Raw genomic sequence first — 16,472 nt, forward strand, 5'->3', positions numbered from 1 at the left:
AGGTGATTGGCGGTGCGCGGCGTTTGCGGACGCCCGCACCGCGATGGGTCAAAGGGATTCGAGGAAGAACAGCAGGGCCTCCCGGTCCGGACTGCTCATCTCCATGAAGCGATCACGGGAGTCCTCCGCCTCGCCGCCGTGCCAGAGGATGGCCTCCTCCAGGTTCCGGGCCCTGCCGTCGTGGAGGTAGCGGCTGTGGCCATTGACTGCCGGCACCAGCCCGATCCCCACAGCGGCGTCGTGCGCCACTGCCGGCCGTCGGCCTCGTAGCTCGGACGGTCGTCGGCCAGGTCTTCACCCATGTCGTGGAGCAACAGGTCGGTGTAGGGATGGATCACCTGGCCGTTCAGGCGCGCGATGTCATGGCCGGCGGTGGTGAAGGTCTCGACGTGGCAGCCGTCGCAGCCGGCCTCACGAAACATCCGCTCACCTTGCAGGACCTGCTCCTCGCCGACCCCGCGGCGTCCCGGCACGCCAAGCAACTGCAGGTAGACGACCAACTGTTCCATCTGGTCCGGCGTGAACTCGGGATTAGCCGGTGTGCCACCATGCAATACGTTCGAGCAGTCGGTTTGGGCGCGCGTGCAGGATTCCTCGGGGAACATCGGGTTGGTCACGCCCATGTCGTTGACCGCGGCATCCATGGCCTGGTGGGCGACGCTGGCCGCCTCCGCCTTCCATCCGAAGCGTCCCAGCCGCCTGCTATTACTCTCGGGGTCCCAGACGTATTGTGCCTGCCCGGAGATGCCGTCGCCGTCGCGGTCTTGCGGGTCGGCGTGGGCCAGGATCGCCGTGTCCGGTATGGCCTCGAGCAGCCCCATACCGGGCACGGCCGGTGCCACTCGCGGCGACATCATGATGTCTTCCCCGAGGGGGCCGTAGTTCAGATCCACCAGGTCATAAGTCGGCTTGGTCAGGGTATAGCTGGTGCCATCGGAGTACCGGCCCTCGACCTCCTGGTAGCTGATCGCGACGCGCCCCTCGGGCCTGACCGCGCCTTCGCCGACGTACCGCGCCGGGTTGCCGTAGTCGTCGGCCTTCATGCCCTTGGCCGGCTGGCCGCGGTCGCCGAACTGGCCGCCGTAGACCGGGTGCGGTTTGGGCCCGCCGTGTTCGCCCGTGCCGGGCACCGACAGCCGGATCAGCAGGCCCTCCTGGGGCGCAAGGGGGTTGTCCAACTGCGGCTGGGCGCGGCCGTCGGCCACGTGGCAGGATTCGCAGGCGTCGTGGTTATAAATGGGACCCAGGCCGTCGGCGTCATAGCGGTAGCCGCTCGGCACCGCGGGGGTGACCAGGCGCTCGAATACGCCGTCGCCGTCGTCGAACAGCTTGGCCCAGCCCCAGGCGAGATTCGGGGCCTCCTGTTCGTAGGCCAGCCGGCCGAAATGGTAGTGGGTCAGGTCGCCGCCGGACAGGGAGCGCGCATCGACACGTTGCAGGTAGCTCATATCGGCGTCACCGTAGGCCGCCCACGGCGCGACGAAGGCCTTGTAAGAGGCATAGGCCAGGGCGCCCAGCGCGATGATGAGCGCGGGCATGCTGTACTTCAGTGGGATGGTCAATCGGCGCCGCGGCGCGGGGGCGTCGATGGGGCTCATGTGGTCGATTGCCGTGTTCATTCGTTTCTCCCGGGTTGTTGGTTACGGCTTGAGAACAGGAAGTGGCTTTAGCCGTAACCCCCCACGGGAACCGGTATCGCCAGCTGCGGGTCAGAATGCCGGTTGCGGGGAGCCATCCCGGCGTGCGTGTTACACCCGTGCGTACTCATGGCAGGCCTGTCACCACTCGTCCACGTCGAACGCCTGGTCCGGCTCGTCGCGGACGTGCGCCGGCGTCGCCGCTGCCGCCCCGGGCAGCCGCTCGGGTGCCGCCGGCGGCACCCTTCCCGCCGCCCTGCGGCGGGCCCGCCCGGGCGCGCGAGCGGTCGAGTTCGTGCAGGTAGATGTCTAAGGCGTGAGGATGCTCCGTCAGGGTATCGACGCGCTGGCGCGATACCGCCTCGGCCTCCTCGGGTGTGGTAAAGACGTGGGGCGTAATCAGCAGGACCAGTTCCCGCTTGTTGTCGGTGCGCTCGGTGTCGCGGAACAGCGCCCCCATCACCGGCAGATCGCCGAGGAGGGGGACCTTCTTCACGACGTCGGAGGAGGAGCGGGTGATCATGCCGCCGATCATCACGGTCAGGCCGTCTTTCGCCATCGCGGTGCCCTCGATGGTCGAGGTGTCGATGGTGTCGATGGGCACATTCGTGACGATGCCGTTGCCCACCACCGGGATCTGGCCGCCGTTGGGGTTGACCGTGGAGGCCTCCTGCAGCAGGCGCATCAGCACGGTGCGATCGGCGTTGATGCTCGGCAGGATCGTCAGCGTGTTGCCGACCTCGACTACTTCGGTCACGGGTACGGGCGTGCCGACGAAGGTGTTGTTGCCACCACCGGTGCCGGTGAACTGTTGCGAGAATCCGGTGGTCAGCACCGTCTGCTCACCGATGAAGATCTTCGCCGGCCGGTTGTTGGAAGCGAGCAGCATCGGCGTGGCCAGGATGTTCACGCGGCCTTCGCTGTCGAGCAACTGCAGGCGCGCCCGCACGTGCTCGTTCATCACTTGGAACACCAGGCTGCTGGTGTCCTTGAGCCCCGCGCCCACCAGTCCCAGCAGGGCGTTGGGACCGGTTGCAGCCGATGGATTCAGGGCATTCGGGGCCTGACCGTCCCGCGGGCCGGTGCTGTCGCCGCCGCCCGTGTAGCTGAAGTCGAAGGAGGACCTGAAGGTATCGTCGCCGAGTTCGATGGACATCACCTTCATCTCCAGCAGCACCTGGGGCGTGGGGCGGTCGGACTCACGGACGATACGCTCGACCTCTTCCATCGCCTGCTCGTCGGCGGTGCGCACGAACAGCAGGTTGTGCTCGCGGTTGATGGAAACGAAGATCGGGACGTTGTTGCGGTTGCGCACGCTGGCCAGGGTCTCCTCGGAGACCACCAGCGATTGGTCGTTGGGCCCGGCCTGGGCGCGTTCGAGCATGGCGATCTGCCCGGTCGTGAGTTCGCCGATGTCTTCCTTGGGGTCTGCGCCGCGTCGCGCCACCCGGCCAGTGTCGTTACCGACCCGCCGCGACGTGCGATCGAAACGCCGATTATCGCGACTCGTCCGTCTCGAGCCCCCGGTGCCGGAAACGCCGCCGGTGCTATCCAGTGTGGCGCCTGGCACCTCCAGATCATCGTCGAAGTCCGGCTGCAGGTCCGCCTCCACCCGGTCCGTGCCGAACATCGCCTCGATGGTGCGCGCAATCGTGACCACGTTCTGGTACCTCGTCGTGAAGACCCGTGTCCGTTCCTCCCGGAATACGATGATGTCCTTGAAGTACTCTTCGGTGGTCATCACCGTGTAGATGTCGGTCTCGCTGTTGTGGCGGTACCAGATGCCGGCTACCCGCGCGATGCTGTCTATGGCATCAGCCACCTGAATGTTGCGCAGAAAGAGCGTGAAGGTGCGGCTGCCGGCTTCGCTCGTGGCAGTGATGTTTATGCCGGTCAGTTCGGAAATGACCCGGATCGCATCGCGAACCCGGGTGTCCTTGAACTCGAGTTCTTCGATATGCCCCAATCCGTTCCTGGCGGGGTCCGCCTTGGCGAGAAAGGTGCGGCGTTCGCCGGCATGGGAAGCATTGGGCAGTTGAATCAACATGACACCGGCAAGGGCCAGGGCGATGAGGGGTATGGCTTTGTGCATGTCGGGAGTCCCCGTCTTTCAGCGCACGATGAAGAGTTGGCCCAGGGAGCCGGCCTCGACCACCAGATTGAGCCGGTTTATCTCACGCACCCGGATCACCGCGTTGGAGCCCATTTCGTACAGCCCCACCGTGTCGCCTTCGCGGACGATGTAGATGCCGGCATTCTCGATCTCCAGCAGCGCCGCCAGATCCGTGCCGTCATTGACGAGGCCGCGCAGGTGCATGCGGGGAATTGCTATCGCCTGGCGCGCCGGTTGCAGGGCCAGGTTGGCGGCGCTGCCGCCGCGACGCTCGATGGCGGCGAGGATGAGGGATGTCGGTGCGAAGGGATTGCGCCGCCCCTCCCGGTACCCGTCGCGGCGGCCCTCCATGGGGCGGGTGCGGAATACGCTGTCGAAGTCCCGGCGTGGCGGTGCCAGGGTTACGCCGGCCGGGGTGTCTTTGGCGGGATGTTCATCGGGCACAGGCGGGGCGGTGTCGGTGCCCGGATCGCCCAGCTTCTCGCGTACCTGGCTATAGTAGCCGTCGATGGTCTGGAGGCTTTCCAGCAGCGACTTGTCCTGGAGGAGACCGGTTTGGGCGCCGGCACTGCCCGCCACCAACGCTGCCAATGCCCCGAGCACCACGGGGTTGTTGACGGGGTTTCTTTTCATCGGCTTACATCCCACCGGTCGATACCTTGAGAGCGGCCTGGAAAAAGGCCAGATAGACCACCGCGACCATGCCGCCGACGATCAGGATCAGGAGCGGTTCGACCCAGGCGGCCAAGGCCTTGACCCGCGCCTGGAGGTCCTTGCGGTAGAACTCGCCGAGGCTTTCCATGACGGCATCGAGTTCGCCGCTGCGCTCGCCGATGGCCGCCATGTGGCTGACCAGCTGCGGGATCGGCGGCCGCCGCAGGGCGGCCGACAGGGGCCGCCCGCTGAGGATCTCGTCACCGGCTTGGCCGAAGGCCTCGCCCAGCGCCCGGTTGCTCGTGACATCACGGGTGATGCGCAGGGAGGCGAGCAGCGAGATGCCGCTGCGCAGCTGCATGGCCATGGTCCAGGTCGCCTGGGCGAGGCCGGAGGCGAGAATGACCTTGCCGATGACGGGCGTGCGCACCAGTACGGCGTCCATCAGGCGCGCCCCGCGATGCGTCGTCGCGGCGATGAACACGGCGAGCAGGGCAAGCAATAGTGTGGCGCCCACGGTGCCCCCCCAGGTCTCGAACCAGGTGGCGAGATCGAGCAGGAACCGCGTGATCGGCGGCAGGTCGACGCCACGACTGCTGAGGAAGCCGGCAAAGCGCGGGATCACCCAGCCCACCAGCGCGATCGATACCCCCAGGGCCATGAAAAAGACGATGGCGGGATAAGTCAGCGCCGTGGTGAGCTGGCGCTTGACGTCCTGGCGGCGCTCGAGGTCCTCGGCGAGGCGATCGAGGATGTTGTCGATCTCACCGCTGCGCTCGCCGGCCTCGAGCAGTTTGCTGACCTGGGGCGGAAACAGACCTTTCTGTGCCGCCATGGATCGTGACAGACTGGCGCCCCCTGGATGTCGTGCGCTCAGGGCGCCCAGGGCCTGGCGCAGCCGCAGCTTGGACGCCATCTCACGGTTGGCGTCCAGCGCCTGCACCACGGTATGCCCGGAACGCAACATCAACGCGAGCTGGTGGAACAGGAATACCAGATCCAGCGGGCGTACCGGCAGGTAGCGGCGTAGCGACAGCAATTCCAGCCATCCCCGCCAGCCGCGGCGTCGCCCCGAGCCGGCGCCACCCCCGCCCGCCGTGACCGAAACGACGTATACGGCCTGGTTGCGCAGCGCCGTCGCGGCTTCCCGTGGGCTGGCGGCCTCGAGCTCGCCGCTCTGCTCCTGGCCACGCTGGTCCAGGGCGACATAGGAGTAGAGTGCCATCTCAGCCGCCCGCCGCGATGATCAGGTGTTGTACTTCGGCGCGGCTGGTCAGACCCGCGCCGATCTTCTCGCGGCCGTCCTGGAGCAAGGTGTGATAGCGCTCCCCGGCCGCGCGGCGCAGCTCGTCCTCGCGCGCCCCGGCGGCGACCATCTCGCCCAGCGCGGGGTCGATCCACAGCGACTCGTAGAGGCCGACCCGGCCGAGGTAGCCGGTGCCCAGGCACAGGGGGCAGCCCTTCGGCCGGTAGGGGGCGACACCCAGGTCCGGCGCACCACGGACCGGCGGCGTATCCATCTCCGGCGGCACGGGCTCGCGGCAGTGCGGGCACAGCCTGCGCACCAGCCGTTGGGCCATCACACCGATCAGCGTCGAACCGATGAGGTAGGGCGGTACGCCGATGTCCGCGAGACGGGTGATGGCGCTGACCGCATCGTTGGTGTGCAGGGTCGACAGCACCAGATGGCCGGTCATTGCGGCCTTGAGGGCCGTTTCGGCCGTATCCAGATCGCGGATCTCACCCACCAGGATCACGTCGGGGTCGTGACGCAGGAACGAGCGCAAGGCCTGGGCGAAGCCGACCTTGGTGCTCACCTGGACCTGGGAGATCCCTTCGATCACCTGTTCGATGGGGTCCTCGACGGTCAGGACGTTGAGTTCGTCGGTGTCGAGTTCGCGCAACGCGGCATACAGCGTCGTCGACTTGCCGCTGCCGGTGGGGCCGGTGACCAGGATGATCCCGTGGGGGCGGTCGAGTGCGGCCTGGAAGGGCGCGAGGATGAACTCCGGCATGCCCAGTTGGCTCAGGTTGAAGCCACCGGTGCCCTGGCCGAGCAGGCGCAGCGTGACGCGCTCACCCCAACGGGTCGGCACGGTGGCGATGCGGATGTCGTTCGGTGGCACCTCCCACTGCTGGATCTGGTAGGTCATGCCGCCGTCCTGGGGCAGGCGCTGTTCGGCGATGTCCAGGTTGGCCAGCACCTTGATGCGGGTGACCACGGCGTCGCCCTCGGCCTCGCCGAGGGGCCGTTTGAACTCCTGCATGTGGCCGTCGACCCGCAGGCGGATGCGGTAGCCGAGTTTCTCGGGCTCGAAGTGCACGTCGGTGGCGCGGCGCAGGTGGGCGTCCTTCATGATGTCGTCGAGCAGTCCGGTCGCATCGGCCTCGCCGACCACGTTTTCCACCTCGCTCCCGGGGGAGTGGGCGCGCGTCCAGCGCCGGACCGCGGCGCGCAGTGCCTCCGGCGCGGCCAGGCCGAGTTCGAACCGCAGACCGGTCGCGCGCTGCGCCATCTCGAGACTCGTCTGGTCGTCGGGGTCGTCGAGGGCGAGGCACAGGGAGCCGTCGGGCGCCGCACCGGCAACATCGCGCGCCGCAGCAGCACGTTCCTGGGCAGTTTCTCCATGGCGTCGGGGTCCGGGCGCAGGTCCTTCGGCAGCAGGAAGGTGATGCCGCGCAGATCGGCCAGTGCCTGGTAGAGTGCGGCCTCGGGGAAGCGGCCGGCGCGCATCACCGCCTCGATCAGGCGAATACGTTCGCGGCGCGCCAGCAGTTTGAGCCCTGCGATGCTCTCGGCTTCAACCAGCCCGGCCTGCACGCCCGCATTGATCAGCGTCGCCTCGGTCACCGCCATCAGGTGTTCCTCCGGCCGTTGCGATTCAGCAGCCCCGCCATCGCGGTTGCATCGTGGCAGTGCGCCAGCGCCTCTTCGCTGCTCAGCAGGCGGTCGCGGACCAGGCTCGAGAGGGACTGGTCGAAGGTCTGCATACCCTCGCCGCTGCCGGTCTCCATCACCGAGAAGATCTGCCGGGTCTTGCTGCTGGCGATGAGGTTGGCGACCGCCGGATTGACCATCAGGATCTCGATGGCCGGCACCCGCCCGCGATCGTCGCCGACCGGTATCAGCTGCTGCGCAATCACCGCGCGCAGGGCCATGCCGATGCGGTGACGGGCGACCTCCTGTTCGTCACCGGGGAAGCTGCCCACCAGGCGCTCTATACAGCCGATGGCCTCGCCGGTATGCAGCGTCGAGAACACCAGGTGCCCGGTTTCCGCCGCCGTCAGGGCGGCGCGCATGGTCTCGATGTCCCGCATCTCGCCCACCAGGATGACGTCCGGGTCTTCCCGCAGCGCGGCGCGCACGGCCTCGGCGAAGCTCGGCACGTCGGCGTACAGTTCGCGGTGGTGGACCAATGCCCGCTTGGGGGGATGGACGAACTCCACCGGGTCCTCGATGGTGAGGATATGGCAGGCGCGGCTGCGGTTGATCTGGTCGATCAGCGCGGCGAGCGTGGTCGATTTGCCGCTGCCGGTGGTGCCGGTCACCAGCACCAGGCCGGCGCGCAGGCTGGCCAGGGCGCCGAGCGCCGGCGGCAGGCGCAGTTCCTGCAGCGACAGCATGCGCTGGTCGAGGTGCCGTGCCGCGAGGGCGGGGCGACCGAGTTCGCAATAGGCATTGATGCGAAAGCGTTCGCCATCCGGCGTGCCGTAACCGATGTCGACGGTGCGCCGCTCGGCGAACTCCTGCCATTGCGACGGGCTGCAGATATGCTGCAGCATGCCGTGGATGCTGTCCGGCGCGAGTGCGACGTCGTCCAGGCGTCGCAGCTCGCCGTGGATCCGCAGGCAGGGCGGGGCGCCGCAACTCAGATGCAGATCGGAGGCACCCTGTTCCACGAGTCGGCGCAGCAATTGGTCGAGGTGTTCGGCGGCTTGCATCGCGTTCACAGGGTCAGGGTCAGGGTGACGTCCAGGGTGCTGCGCAGGGCGGGCGTGGTCTGCCCGTCCGTGTCGGCAGAGCCGGGCGGTGGGGTCTCCGCGGGCACGATCTGCAGCCCGATGGGCGCGCTGAGGCGGTCGAGGCGTTTCAGGCCCTCGAGGAAGTCCAGCAGTTCCCAGTAGCCGCCGTGGACCCGCAGAGTCACGATCGGCCGCTTCGAGAGGTGATCGCGCCGCTTTGCCGGCTGCTGGCCCGAACCGGCGGTGCTGTTGTCGGCGGCGCTGCCCTGGCTGTGGACGGTGAGGCCGGCACGCTGAGCCAGGGCCGAGATGTCGAGCAGCAGGGCCTGCTCGCTGGCGTCGCCTGCGGCCGCGAAGCGCGCCTCCAGTGCCGCCAATTCGGCCTTCAGGGTCTCGCGGCTCTGCTCCAGTGACTTCAAGCGGGTCGTCAGGCCGGCGGTGTCGGTGTCCAATTCGGGTATCTCCGACGCCCTCAGCTCGATGCGGTTCTGCTTGCGCTTGACCATGTTCTCGGCATGCTCCATCTCCTTGAAGGTCTGGGGATACAGCAACATTCCGTAGAGTCCCGCCGGCAGCATGGTGAGGACGATGATCCAGGTGATGCGCTCGCGGAAGGACAGGGACCTCCAGCGCTGCATGAAGGCCGTGCCTGTCATGTCTCGTCTCCCCCTTGCTGCCGTGCCTGTTGCAGCCACACCTCGATCTCGTAACCGCGACCGTTGAAGCGGTTGGTGCCGGTGCTGATGCGGTGGTCCTGTACGCGCAAACCCCAGGGCTGGAGATGTCGCCCCAGATTGTTGATGAACAGCTGCCCGGCGGTATTGGTCAGGGCCCAGGCCGAGACGTAGTACAGGGTGTCGTCCTTGCGGTCATGGACAAAGCGGTCGAGCATCACCTCGTCGGTGACCGCATCCCGCATCGCCTCGAGCATGCCGGGCGCCGATTGCCGGCGTTGCAGCAGCCGGTCGAGGGCGTGCTTGCGCCGCTGCAGGGTGTCGACCTCGGCGTCCAGGGTGTCGACCTCTGCGGCGATCCGCCTGCTCTCGGAGGTGACGGCCTGCGCGGTGTTGGCCAGGCGTACCCGCTCCTCGAACTCGGCGTCCAGCTCCACCAGCCGTTGTGCGCTCAGGTGCGTCTGGATCCGCATCGACACCTCGAGCCCCGCCAGCCCGAGCACCACCACCACGGCGAAGGCATAAGGCAACAGGTCGGTGCGCCTCCACAGGGGCGGCGGTGGCGGCTGTGCCTGCAGCGGCGCCGCGCCCTGGGATTCGGCACGCCCCATGGCGTGCCGGCTGGCGGTCAGGATGCCGCCCCGGTGGTGCGGGGCGATGCCGCCCGTGACGGGTTGTTTCTTCATGCGGCCTTGTCCTGGGGGCCATGGGCCTCGACCGGATTCACCACGGATCTATCGAGGCGTTCCGCCAGCAGCGGCGCGAGGGTCTCGAAGGTGGCCGGGGGGGCGTTGAGGAGGACGCGGCCGATATCCGGGCGCAGCTCTTCCTGGCACAGGCCGGCGATCTGCTCGGGCGCGGGCGCGCCGTCATGGGTGTTTTCCACCCGGTAGGCGCGCAGGGCCCCGGGCAGGCCGCGCAATACGGCCACTTGCTCCTGGTGGACATCGATATACAGCTCTTCGCGGTTCTCGGTGTGCTCCAGGGTCCCGAAACCACAGCCGAGGGCGGGGTAAATGGCGGTGAGATACAGCTTGTTGCGCTGGCAGGCCTTGACCCACTGCCGGCGCAGGCCGTCGCCGATGCCGCTGGCCAGCCACGGGTAGCGCGGGGCCTCGTCGTCGATCTCGAAATCCTCGGGCATACGCTGCGCCGCCCAGCCGCAGAAGACCTCGTCGTCGAGCTGGACCAGCTTTTCCTGCAGCGCCAGGCCCTCGTCGATGTGGGCGCGTTTGACATGCCCCAGGTTCTGCGCGACCTCGCCGAAGCGAACGGTCAGGCGGTTGTTCGAGGCCGCGTTGCGCGCCAGGGCCTCGCGCATCACCTCGGCGCGTTGCTGCTGCGTCAGGTAGCCACGGCCCATCAGCAGCGAGCCGATGCACCAGCGCTCGTGGTGCTGGGCGAACAGGGGCTCGAGTTCCCAGCGCACCAGTTCGCGCATCTGCTCGGGCGGACGCGGCCGCTCCGGGTTGACCGGCAGGTCGAGCAAGGCCGACAGCGCCGAGCCACTGACCAGGATGGCCTTGCGCGGCGGCTTCTTCACCCCGGCCGAGCGGATCCGTTCCAGCACCTCGCCCACCGCGGTCACCCAGTCGAGGGCGCGGGACGCGCCGCTGGCCTGGACCTCCTGGTCCATCAGGCCGGCATGCACGACCGCGCCTTCAAGGGTGTAGCCGTCGTGGTGCAGCACCAGCAGGTTGTTCGGTTTGCCGAGCTGGATGTTGTTGAGGATGGTGATGGGGTTTTTCATCTGCGTTCAGTGGTCCAAAACGATCTCGACGTTGGGCAGGCTCGTCCCCGCGAAGAGCTGGACCCGCCTGGTGATGCGGCCGCTGTCGGGCGGGCATGGGCCGATGCTGGTGGCCGGGAATCCCGTCCCCGCCAAGGTGCAGCGGTAGGAGGCCTGAGTACCACCAGTCGTGTGTTTGGTGGTTGCATCGTTGTCTACGATGAGAAGCAACGGGTGTTCGCCCTGCGGCACGTTCGTATCGAGGGTCGCGTAATCCGGTGCCGTACCCCCTTCATAGTGATTTTCGGTGAACACCGCCATAGCCGAGTCCCCGTCGGCAATGGGCGTTGCGAGGCACTCAGAGGTCAAGCGGCGCCAGCGACCATTGGTGCCGTCGGTGATCTGGTTGCGGTAGACCAATAAGGCGAGTCTCAGGCACTCGGTGCCTGCATACGCGATGGGTGTCCCCGTGCGGTTGGTCACAACGACCGGCCAGTCGCGCGTCAGTACGCGCCAGTCCGTGCTGTCGATGACGATTTTAAGATCGTCGTCATAGGGCGGCTCCGTGCTGTCCGGTGCCCCGTCGCGGCCGAGACTGGCGATTTCCAGGTCGATGCCTGCGGGGCCGCCTCCCGGGTTCGTCACTTGCCATCCATGATCGGGCGCCGCGCCGGTATTGCCCCAGCCGTCGCTAAAGGTGAGTGCTACACCCGTTACACCCGGTGACAGGGGAAGGTAGGGACCGCGCCAACCCTTTTGCAACGTCTCTCCGGGTTCATCGAGTGGGCCTTCGCCGGTGCCATCGTTGTAACCGGCGGCATCAGGGACCGGGTCAAAGATCGGTTCCAAAGCGCGGTAGCGGTCCATGCATGCAGCCGTTGCCAAGCCATCGCCGCATTCGTCGTAGGTATCGGTGTTGTCGATCCGGGTGGCTTCCGCGATCAATGTCTCGACTGATTGCCCCGGGGGAGCCGCGTCATTGGGAATAAGGCCATTGTCTGCCGCATAACCAGAGAGAAGTCGTTGGCCGTTGAACACAGGGTCCGAGTGCCCCACGATGCCCCTGAGCAATGCAGTAAGGCGTGTCCTGGTGTCCTCGTAGCGCACCTGGCCGGTGTTGTCGGTCACCTGCGACAGGGTCATGAAGGCCACCGCCGAGAGAATGGTCACCACCAGCAGCAGTTCCAGCAGGGTCATGCCGGCGCAACGGTGCGGCAGGCTCGGGGGCGTGTTCATCGGGTGGTCCCGCCGGGGGTGGTCCCGCCGGATTGGTCCGCGCCCGGGGGGCGAGGGCCAACGTCGGTGGAGTACCCGGTCACGAGGATCGCCGGTCCCTTGGAGTAGTTGTACATGTGGTAGCCGTGGAAGGCGACGCGCCGGCCTTCCTCCCCCAGCCCGTCCCTGATCGCCGCGGCCGTCCGCTCCTCGACGTAGACGGGCATGATGTGGCCGCCGGGGGTGGTCACGAACATGCGGTGGTTGACCTCGGGCCTGGGATCCATCGGGAAGAATGCCAGCACCCGATACAGGTACTCGGCCTTGCGCGGGTGCGGATGTTGCTTGACCCTGGCGACGAAGCGGATGGGTGCCGGCGGCAGCAGGGAGGTGGTGCCTTCTTTGATCGGACGCTCCGCGGCCACGAAGCGGTCGATGTCGACGTGCTTAAAGGCAGCGGCATCGGGCGTGGGCTCGGCAGTGGCATCGGGCACGACAGCGGCTTGGGGTGTCGGCCTGGAGGTCGCGGCGTCGTAGGCGAGCACGGCCCCGGCGACGAAGACCACCGTGAGGCTGGCGAAGAAGACGCCGCGGGTCACGCGGCCAGCGAATAGGGGTGTGAACATCGCATTACTCCAGGTTCAGGATCACGTCGTCGCCGCCGCCGCCGGGCTCGTACGTCCCGTTGCGTCCCATGCTGACGATCGACGGGCTGTCGTCGAGACCGAACACCAGACCGAACACCAGGAAGGGTCGGCCCCAGTACTCGCGTTCGCTGCCCCCCGGGTCCGCACGCCAATCCAGCAGGGTGTTGCCACCCACGTTGACGGCCCGTCCTTCGAAGGGATCGGCGAGCCCCGGAACATCGGGGATGTTGTCACCGGCCAGAGGGTCGCCCGAGGGGTCGCCGGCCGCGGTACCATCGTTGATGTCATCACGGATATCGACGAACCCATCCTCGAAACCCCTCAGGTAAGGTCCGCGCCAGCCGCGACCGCTGTTCGCATCCCAGGTCTCCAGCCGGTGTTCGGTCCCATAGAGCGGATTGACCCAGAGCTGCTCCAGGTTGGCTGGCGAGTAGAACCAGCGTTGCCTTTCGGCGTTGTTGGTGCCCGCGTAGGATGGGAGACTGTCGATTGGCACGGCGCCCGGGGGCGTGGCCGTATCCAGATCGAACGGCCCCTGCTTCGGGTAGTAACCGGTGTCCTGGCGAAACTGGTCCATCGCCTTGGCGAGTTCCATCATCTCGGCACGCACCAGCTTGGCCTGGGCGTCCTCGTTGACGCCGGTCATGGTGCCGGTGGCGACGAAGGCCACCGTGGCCAGGATGGCCACCACCGCCAGCAGTTCCAGCAGGCTGTAGCCGCGCCGGGCGTGCGGCGCGCCGGGGCACGGGGGGTGAGTCCTCCCGGTGGATGGAGCGAAGGTGTTTATGTGTTGGCCTCGTCAGAAAAATTCGTGGGCGGTTTCCGGGACAGGTAATGCTCCAAGCGCATGATATAAAGCGATTTCTGCCGCATGATAAGTCCTGAAGCCATATGCTTTTCTGGTGGTCAGTTTCGCTTTGTTATTGAAACCTTCGACAATGCCGCTCGAAAACTGCTTTTTTGCCCGGAACCAGTTCAGCAGCAGGGGCCGATGGTTTCTCAGCATGCGGGCCACCTTCTTCATCGGCTCAATCTTGGAACGCATCGTTTTCGTACACCACTTATCCAGGAACTCACCGGCCCAATAGGGCGACTGATACGACCAGAAGAGCTGAAACTCCTCTTTGAGCAGATAGCTTCTGACCGACTTCAAATTGTACTGCAGCAGATCCGCCAGTTTGGTCTCCTGTTTCTCCGTCAGATTCTCCGGACGCTTGAGCAGCAGCCAGCGGGTCTTCGTCAGTACCGGATCGTAGCCTCTTTTCTTCAGCTCCTTGGCCTCCCCGGCCCGCACCTCATCGATCGCTTTACTCAAGTGCGCCATGATGTGGAACCGGTCCAGGATGTGGAGTGCACCTCCCGCCTTCTTGGCGATCACCCTCAGGTAGGGCTTCCACATATCGCTGCAGATATAGCGCAAATCGGCGGTTCGTTCCTTGCCAAGCCACCGGAAGAATCCCAACAAAGTTTTGACCTTCCGTTTCTTGCCGATCCACAGCAACCGTTTACAGCCAACGTCGATCTGGTAAACCAGCGTGAGGTACTTGTGGCCCCTCTGCCATTGGATCTCATCGATACCAATAGCTTTAATGCCCGACAGGTCTCTATGTTCCCGGCCCCAGGTGACAGCCATCTCGACCGAGCAGAACACATGGTCCCAACTGGTGCGAAAGGCTTCAGCGACTTCCTTCCAGCTCAGGCGTTTGGCCCAGCTCGCCAGAAACCAGGCATAGGCCTCGGTCAGGCGATGTTTGCCTTCGGCCCAAGGCATCCGCTCCACCACGATGCCACAGCTTGGACAGTCGACGCGGCGTGGCGCATAGAGAAAAAACACCTTAATACCCCACACCGGAATAAACTCAAATCTTCGAACCGGCAATGTGTCGTAACCCGGCCTGCGCCGGCCGCACCTCGAGCACTCCGGCCGCCCATTACCGCGAGGGTGGAGTTCGGCCTCGATTGTCGGCACCTCCGTGCCATCTACCCAACGGATGGCGCCGTACACAAAAGATTTGAATTTCTGGACTCGATTAAGGATAGTCTTGACTTGCATCCTCGCTCCTTTTTTCTGATTGACGGTTGGTCGTACTTCCATCATCTCAGAGTTAGGGAGCAGGATGCGCTTCCCCTAATAAAATCTAAATTTGCATCCCTGGAGTGCTAGTTATCTACGTTTTTACCCACAAATTTTCCTGAAGAGCCATGTGTTGCATGGTCTGGCTTCCCGTTACCTGGGCGGCGCGGGACGCGTGGGGAGGGTGGGACAGGCCGGCCCGGCGCGTCGCGCAGGCGTGCTGTTCGCCTGCGATACCCGTCATGGCGTGCCCATCGTGCGTACCCCGGGACTGTCGGCCCGGCGGTACGTGGTTGTGGCCGGCGGTCTGTCGCGCCGGCGCCTGGCATGTACCGTCCCCGTGACGTCTCTTGCCTTGGTTTATCGCCTTTGTCGAAGGCTCCGATCAGGCCACTGGCGCGGCACGGCCGCCGGTGGACTGATCGCAGGCATCGAAAGGGGGCCGGCCGGCGAACCGGCCGGCCCGTTGGGAATGGAAAAGCTCACGCTTCGGCCACGTCCCTGTGGCCGGCCCCGCGACGGGGCCTACGCCGTCAGTCCCTTAGATGGTGTTGCGGGTGCCGTCCCACTCACCCAGTTCCTCTTCCTTGGTGTCACCGGCGCCGTCGATGATGGTCACCAGGGCCACCTGATCCGCCGCCTCGATTCCGCCACCATTGAAGTTGCCGACATCGTAGATGGCGATGAAACGGTTGTACTCGGTCGCCGAGACATGGCGATAGACCGGCACCGAGGTCATGCCGCCGAGGTCGTTGGCATTGAACAGGGTCGATGCCGGGCCGAGACCCACGGCCAGGTAGGCCTTGCCGGTGGCAGCGGCCAGGTTGGTACCGTCAAACTCCACCGCGCCCGTCGGCTGGCCTACCAGACGCTCCTGGCCACCGGTCCAGAACATGGCGAGGGGTGCATCGTTACCGTCCAGGGTGTACGCAAAACCACAACCGTTGCCCAAAGGCGTCAAAAAGATGTTGCCGGCCACGACGGCGTTACCCCGCGAAGCGATGGTGTCTGCCAGGTTGGCGTCCGTGCACGCATCGCCGGAAGCAGTGACGAAGCCGTGAATGGCATCATTACCCTGATCCGCACCGATGTACTGCAACTGGGTAATGCCGATGTCCTGCAGGATACCCGTGGTCGCCGGTGTGGCAGTAGAGTCGCCCGCCAAGTCGGTGTTGAGGGCCACCGGTGACACATCCTCGATCGCGAGTATGCTCGCCGGTACAGCGGCCGCTACACCGGCAGCGTCCGATGTTGCGGCCACCAGCAGTGAGTCATAGTTGTTTGGCAGCGTGTTTCTGTTCAACACCCGGTAGGTCCGGATACCCTTGTTCAGCTCGTCCATCATCGCCACATGGGCCGCCGCCGAGGCGCGGGCGTCGGTGTCCTGCAGGGCGATGGTGGCGGTGCCGGCGATGGCGGCCAGGATGGCGACCACCACCAGCAGTTCGAGCAGCGTGAAACCACCCTGTTTGCGCGCTCTCTGCAGCCTGCCGACGCGGCCGGCGAGTTGGCTGTCGGGGATCGACGCGGGGTCGATGCGATCGAAGTGCTTTAAAACGGTTTTCATGTTCATTCGTGGTTCCTCTTGCAGATGTCTGTTTGGCCTGCACCTCCCCGCCCGGGGGGGCCGTGTGCCGGGTTTCGTGTCGGTTTGCTTGATTCGGCACCTGCGCGTCACGCGCATCGCACCATTTTCTGACACGGCCCCGCGCCGTCGTCTGAAAGAGTTGGCATCCCTGCCGAGGAGTCGCGATTGTCGGCCGTGG

Annotated in this window: 15 protein-coding genes; all 15 read right to left on the minus strand. The window is 66.0% G+C overall.

Going from position 1 to position 16,472, the window contains the following annotated elements; genetic code table 11:
• Positions 1-95 precede the first annotated feature (95 nt).
• Positions 96-1,619: a di-heme oxidoredictase family protein gene (locus U5S82_18590; protein ID MDZ7753591.1), complete on the minus strand. Its 1,524-nt coding sequence runs from the start codon at positions 1,617-1,619 to the stop codon at positions 96-98.
• Positions 1,620-1,764: 145 nt separating this feature from the next.
• Positions 1,765-3,729: a type II secretory pathway, component PulD gene (locus U5S82_18595; GenBank protein MDZ7753592.1), complete on the minus strand. Its 1,965-nt coding sequence runs from the start codon at positions 3,727-3,729 to the stop codon at positions 1,765-1,767.
• Positions 3,730-3,747: 18 nt separating this feature from the next.
• Positions 3,748-4,383, minus strand: a complete 636-nt coding sequence (locus U5S82_18600) for a hypothetical protein (protein MDZ7753593.1) — start codon at positions 4,381-4,383, stop codon at positions 3,748-3,750.
• A 4-nt stretch (positions 4,384-4,387) separates the two neighbouring features.
• Positions 4,388-5,629, minus strand: a complete 1,242-nt coding sequence (locus U5S82_18605) for a type II secretion system F family protein (protein ID MDZ7753594.1) — start codon at positions 5,627-5,629, stop codon at positions 4,388-4,390.
• A 1-nt stretch (position 5,630) separates the two neighbouring features.
• The gene (locus tag U5S82_18610; protein MDZ7753595.1) at positions 5,631-6,812 is read right to left on the minus strand and encodes a GspE/PulE family protein; all 1,182 of its coding nucleotides are present in this window, start codon (positions 6,810-6,812) and stop codon (positions 5,631-5,633) included.
• Positions 6,758-7,261, minus strand: coding sequence for a hypothetical protein (locus U5S82_18615; GenBank protein MDZ7753596.1), 504 nt, complete (start codon positions 7,259-7,261; stop codon positions 6,758-6,760). Before U5S82_18615 ends, U5S82_18610 begins: the two co-directional genes overlap by 55 nt.
• On the minus strand, positions 7,261-8,346 hold the full coding sequence (locus U5S82_18620; GenBank protein MDZ7753597.1) for a PilT/PilU family type 4a pilus ATPase: 1,086 nt from the start codon (positions 8,344-8,346) through the stop codon (positions 7,261-7,263). The genes U5S82_18615 and U5S82_18620 overlap by 1 nt, the downstream gene beginning before the upstream one ends.
• Positions 8,347-8,351: 5 nt before the next feature.
• The gene (locus U5S82_18625; protein MDZ7753598.1) at positions 8,352-9,023 is read right to left on the minus strand and encodes a hypothetical protein; all 672 of its coding nucleotides are present in this window, start codon (positions 9,021-9,023) and stop codon (positions 8,352-8,354) included.
• Positions 9,020-9,727 carry a hypothetical protein gene (locus tag U5S82_18630; protein ID MDZ7753599.1) on the minus strand — a complete coding sequence of 236 codons (708 nt, stop codon included), beginning with the start codon at positions 9,725-9,727 and terminating at the stop codon, positions 9,020-9,022. The genes U5S82_18625 and U5S82_18630 overlap by 4 nt, the downstream gene beginning before the upstream one ends.
• On the minus strand, positions 9,724-10,791 hold the full coding sequence (locus U5S82_18635; GenBank protein ID MDZ7753600.1) for a hypothetical protein: 1,068 nt from the start codon (positions 10,789-10,791) through the stop codon (positions 9,724-9,726). The genes U5S82_18630 and U5S82_18635 overlap by 4 nt, the downstream gene beginning before the upstream one ends.
• A 6-nt stretch (positions 10,792-10,797) precedes the next feature.
• Positions 10,798-12,006, minus strand: a complete 1,209-nt coding sequence (locus tag U5S82_18640; protein MDZ7753601.1) for a prepilin-type N-terminal cleavage/methylation domain-containing protein — start codon at positions 12,004-12,006, stop codon at positions 10,798-10,800.
• Positions 12,003-12,611 (minus strand): hypothetical protein, encoded by a 609-nt coding sequence (locus U5S82_18645; GenBank protein ID MDZ7753602.1) that lies wholly within the window; start codon positions 12,609-12,611, stop codon positions 12,003-12,005. Before U5S82_18645 ends, U5S82_18640 begins: the two co-directional genes overlap by 4 nt.
• Before the next feature lie 4 nt (positions 12,612-12,615).
• The gene (locus U5S82_18650; protein MDZ7753603.1) at positions 12,616-13,419 is read right to left on the minus strand and encodes a prepilin-type N-terminal cleavage/methylation domain-containing protein; all 804 of its coding nucleotides are present in this window, start codon (positions 13,417-13,419) and stop codon (positions 12,616-12,618) included.
• Positions 13,420-13,431: 12 nt separating this feature from the next.
• Entirely contained in the window at positions 13,432-14,685 is a 1,254-nt protein-coding gene (locus tag U5S82_18655; protein ID MDZ7753604.1) for an ISL3 family transposase, read from the minus strand.
• A gap of 562 nt (positions 14,686-15,247) precedes the next feature.
• Positions 15,248-16,279 (minus strand): prepilin-type N-terminal cleavage/methylation domain-containing protein, encoded by a 1,032-nt coding sequence (locus tag U5S82_18660; GenBank protein ID MDZ7753605.1) that lies wholly within the window; start codon positions 16,277-16,279, stop codon positions 15,248-15,250.
• Positions 16,280-16,472: the final 193 nt, after the last annotated feature.

Source organism: Gammaproteobacteria bacterium (assembly GCA_034522055.1).
GTDB lineage: Bacteria > Pseudomonadota > Gammaproteobacteria > JAABTG01 > JAABTG01 > JAABTG01.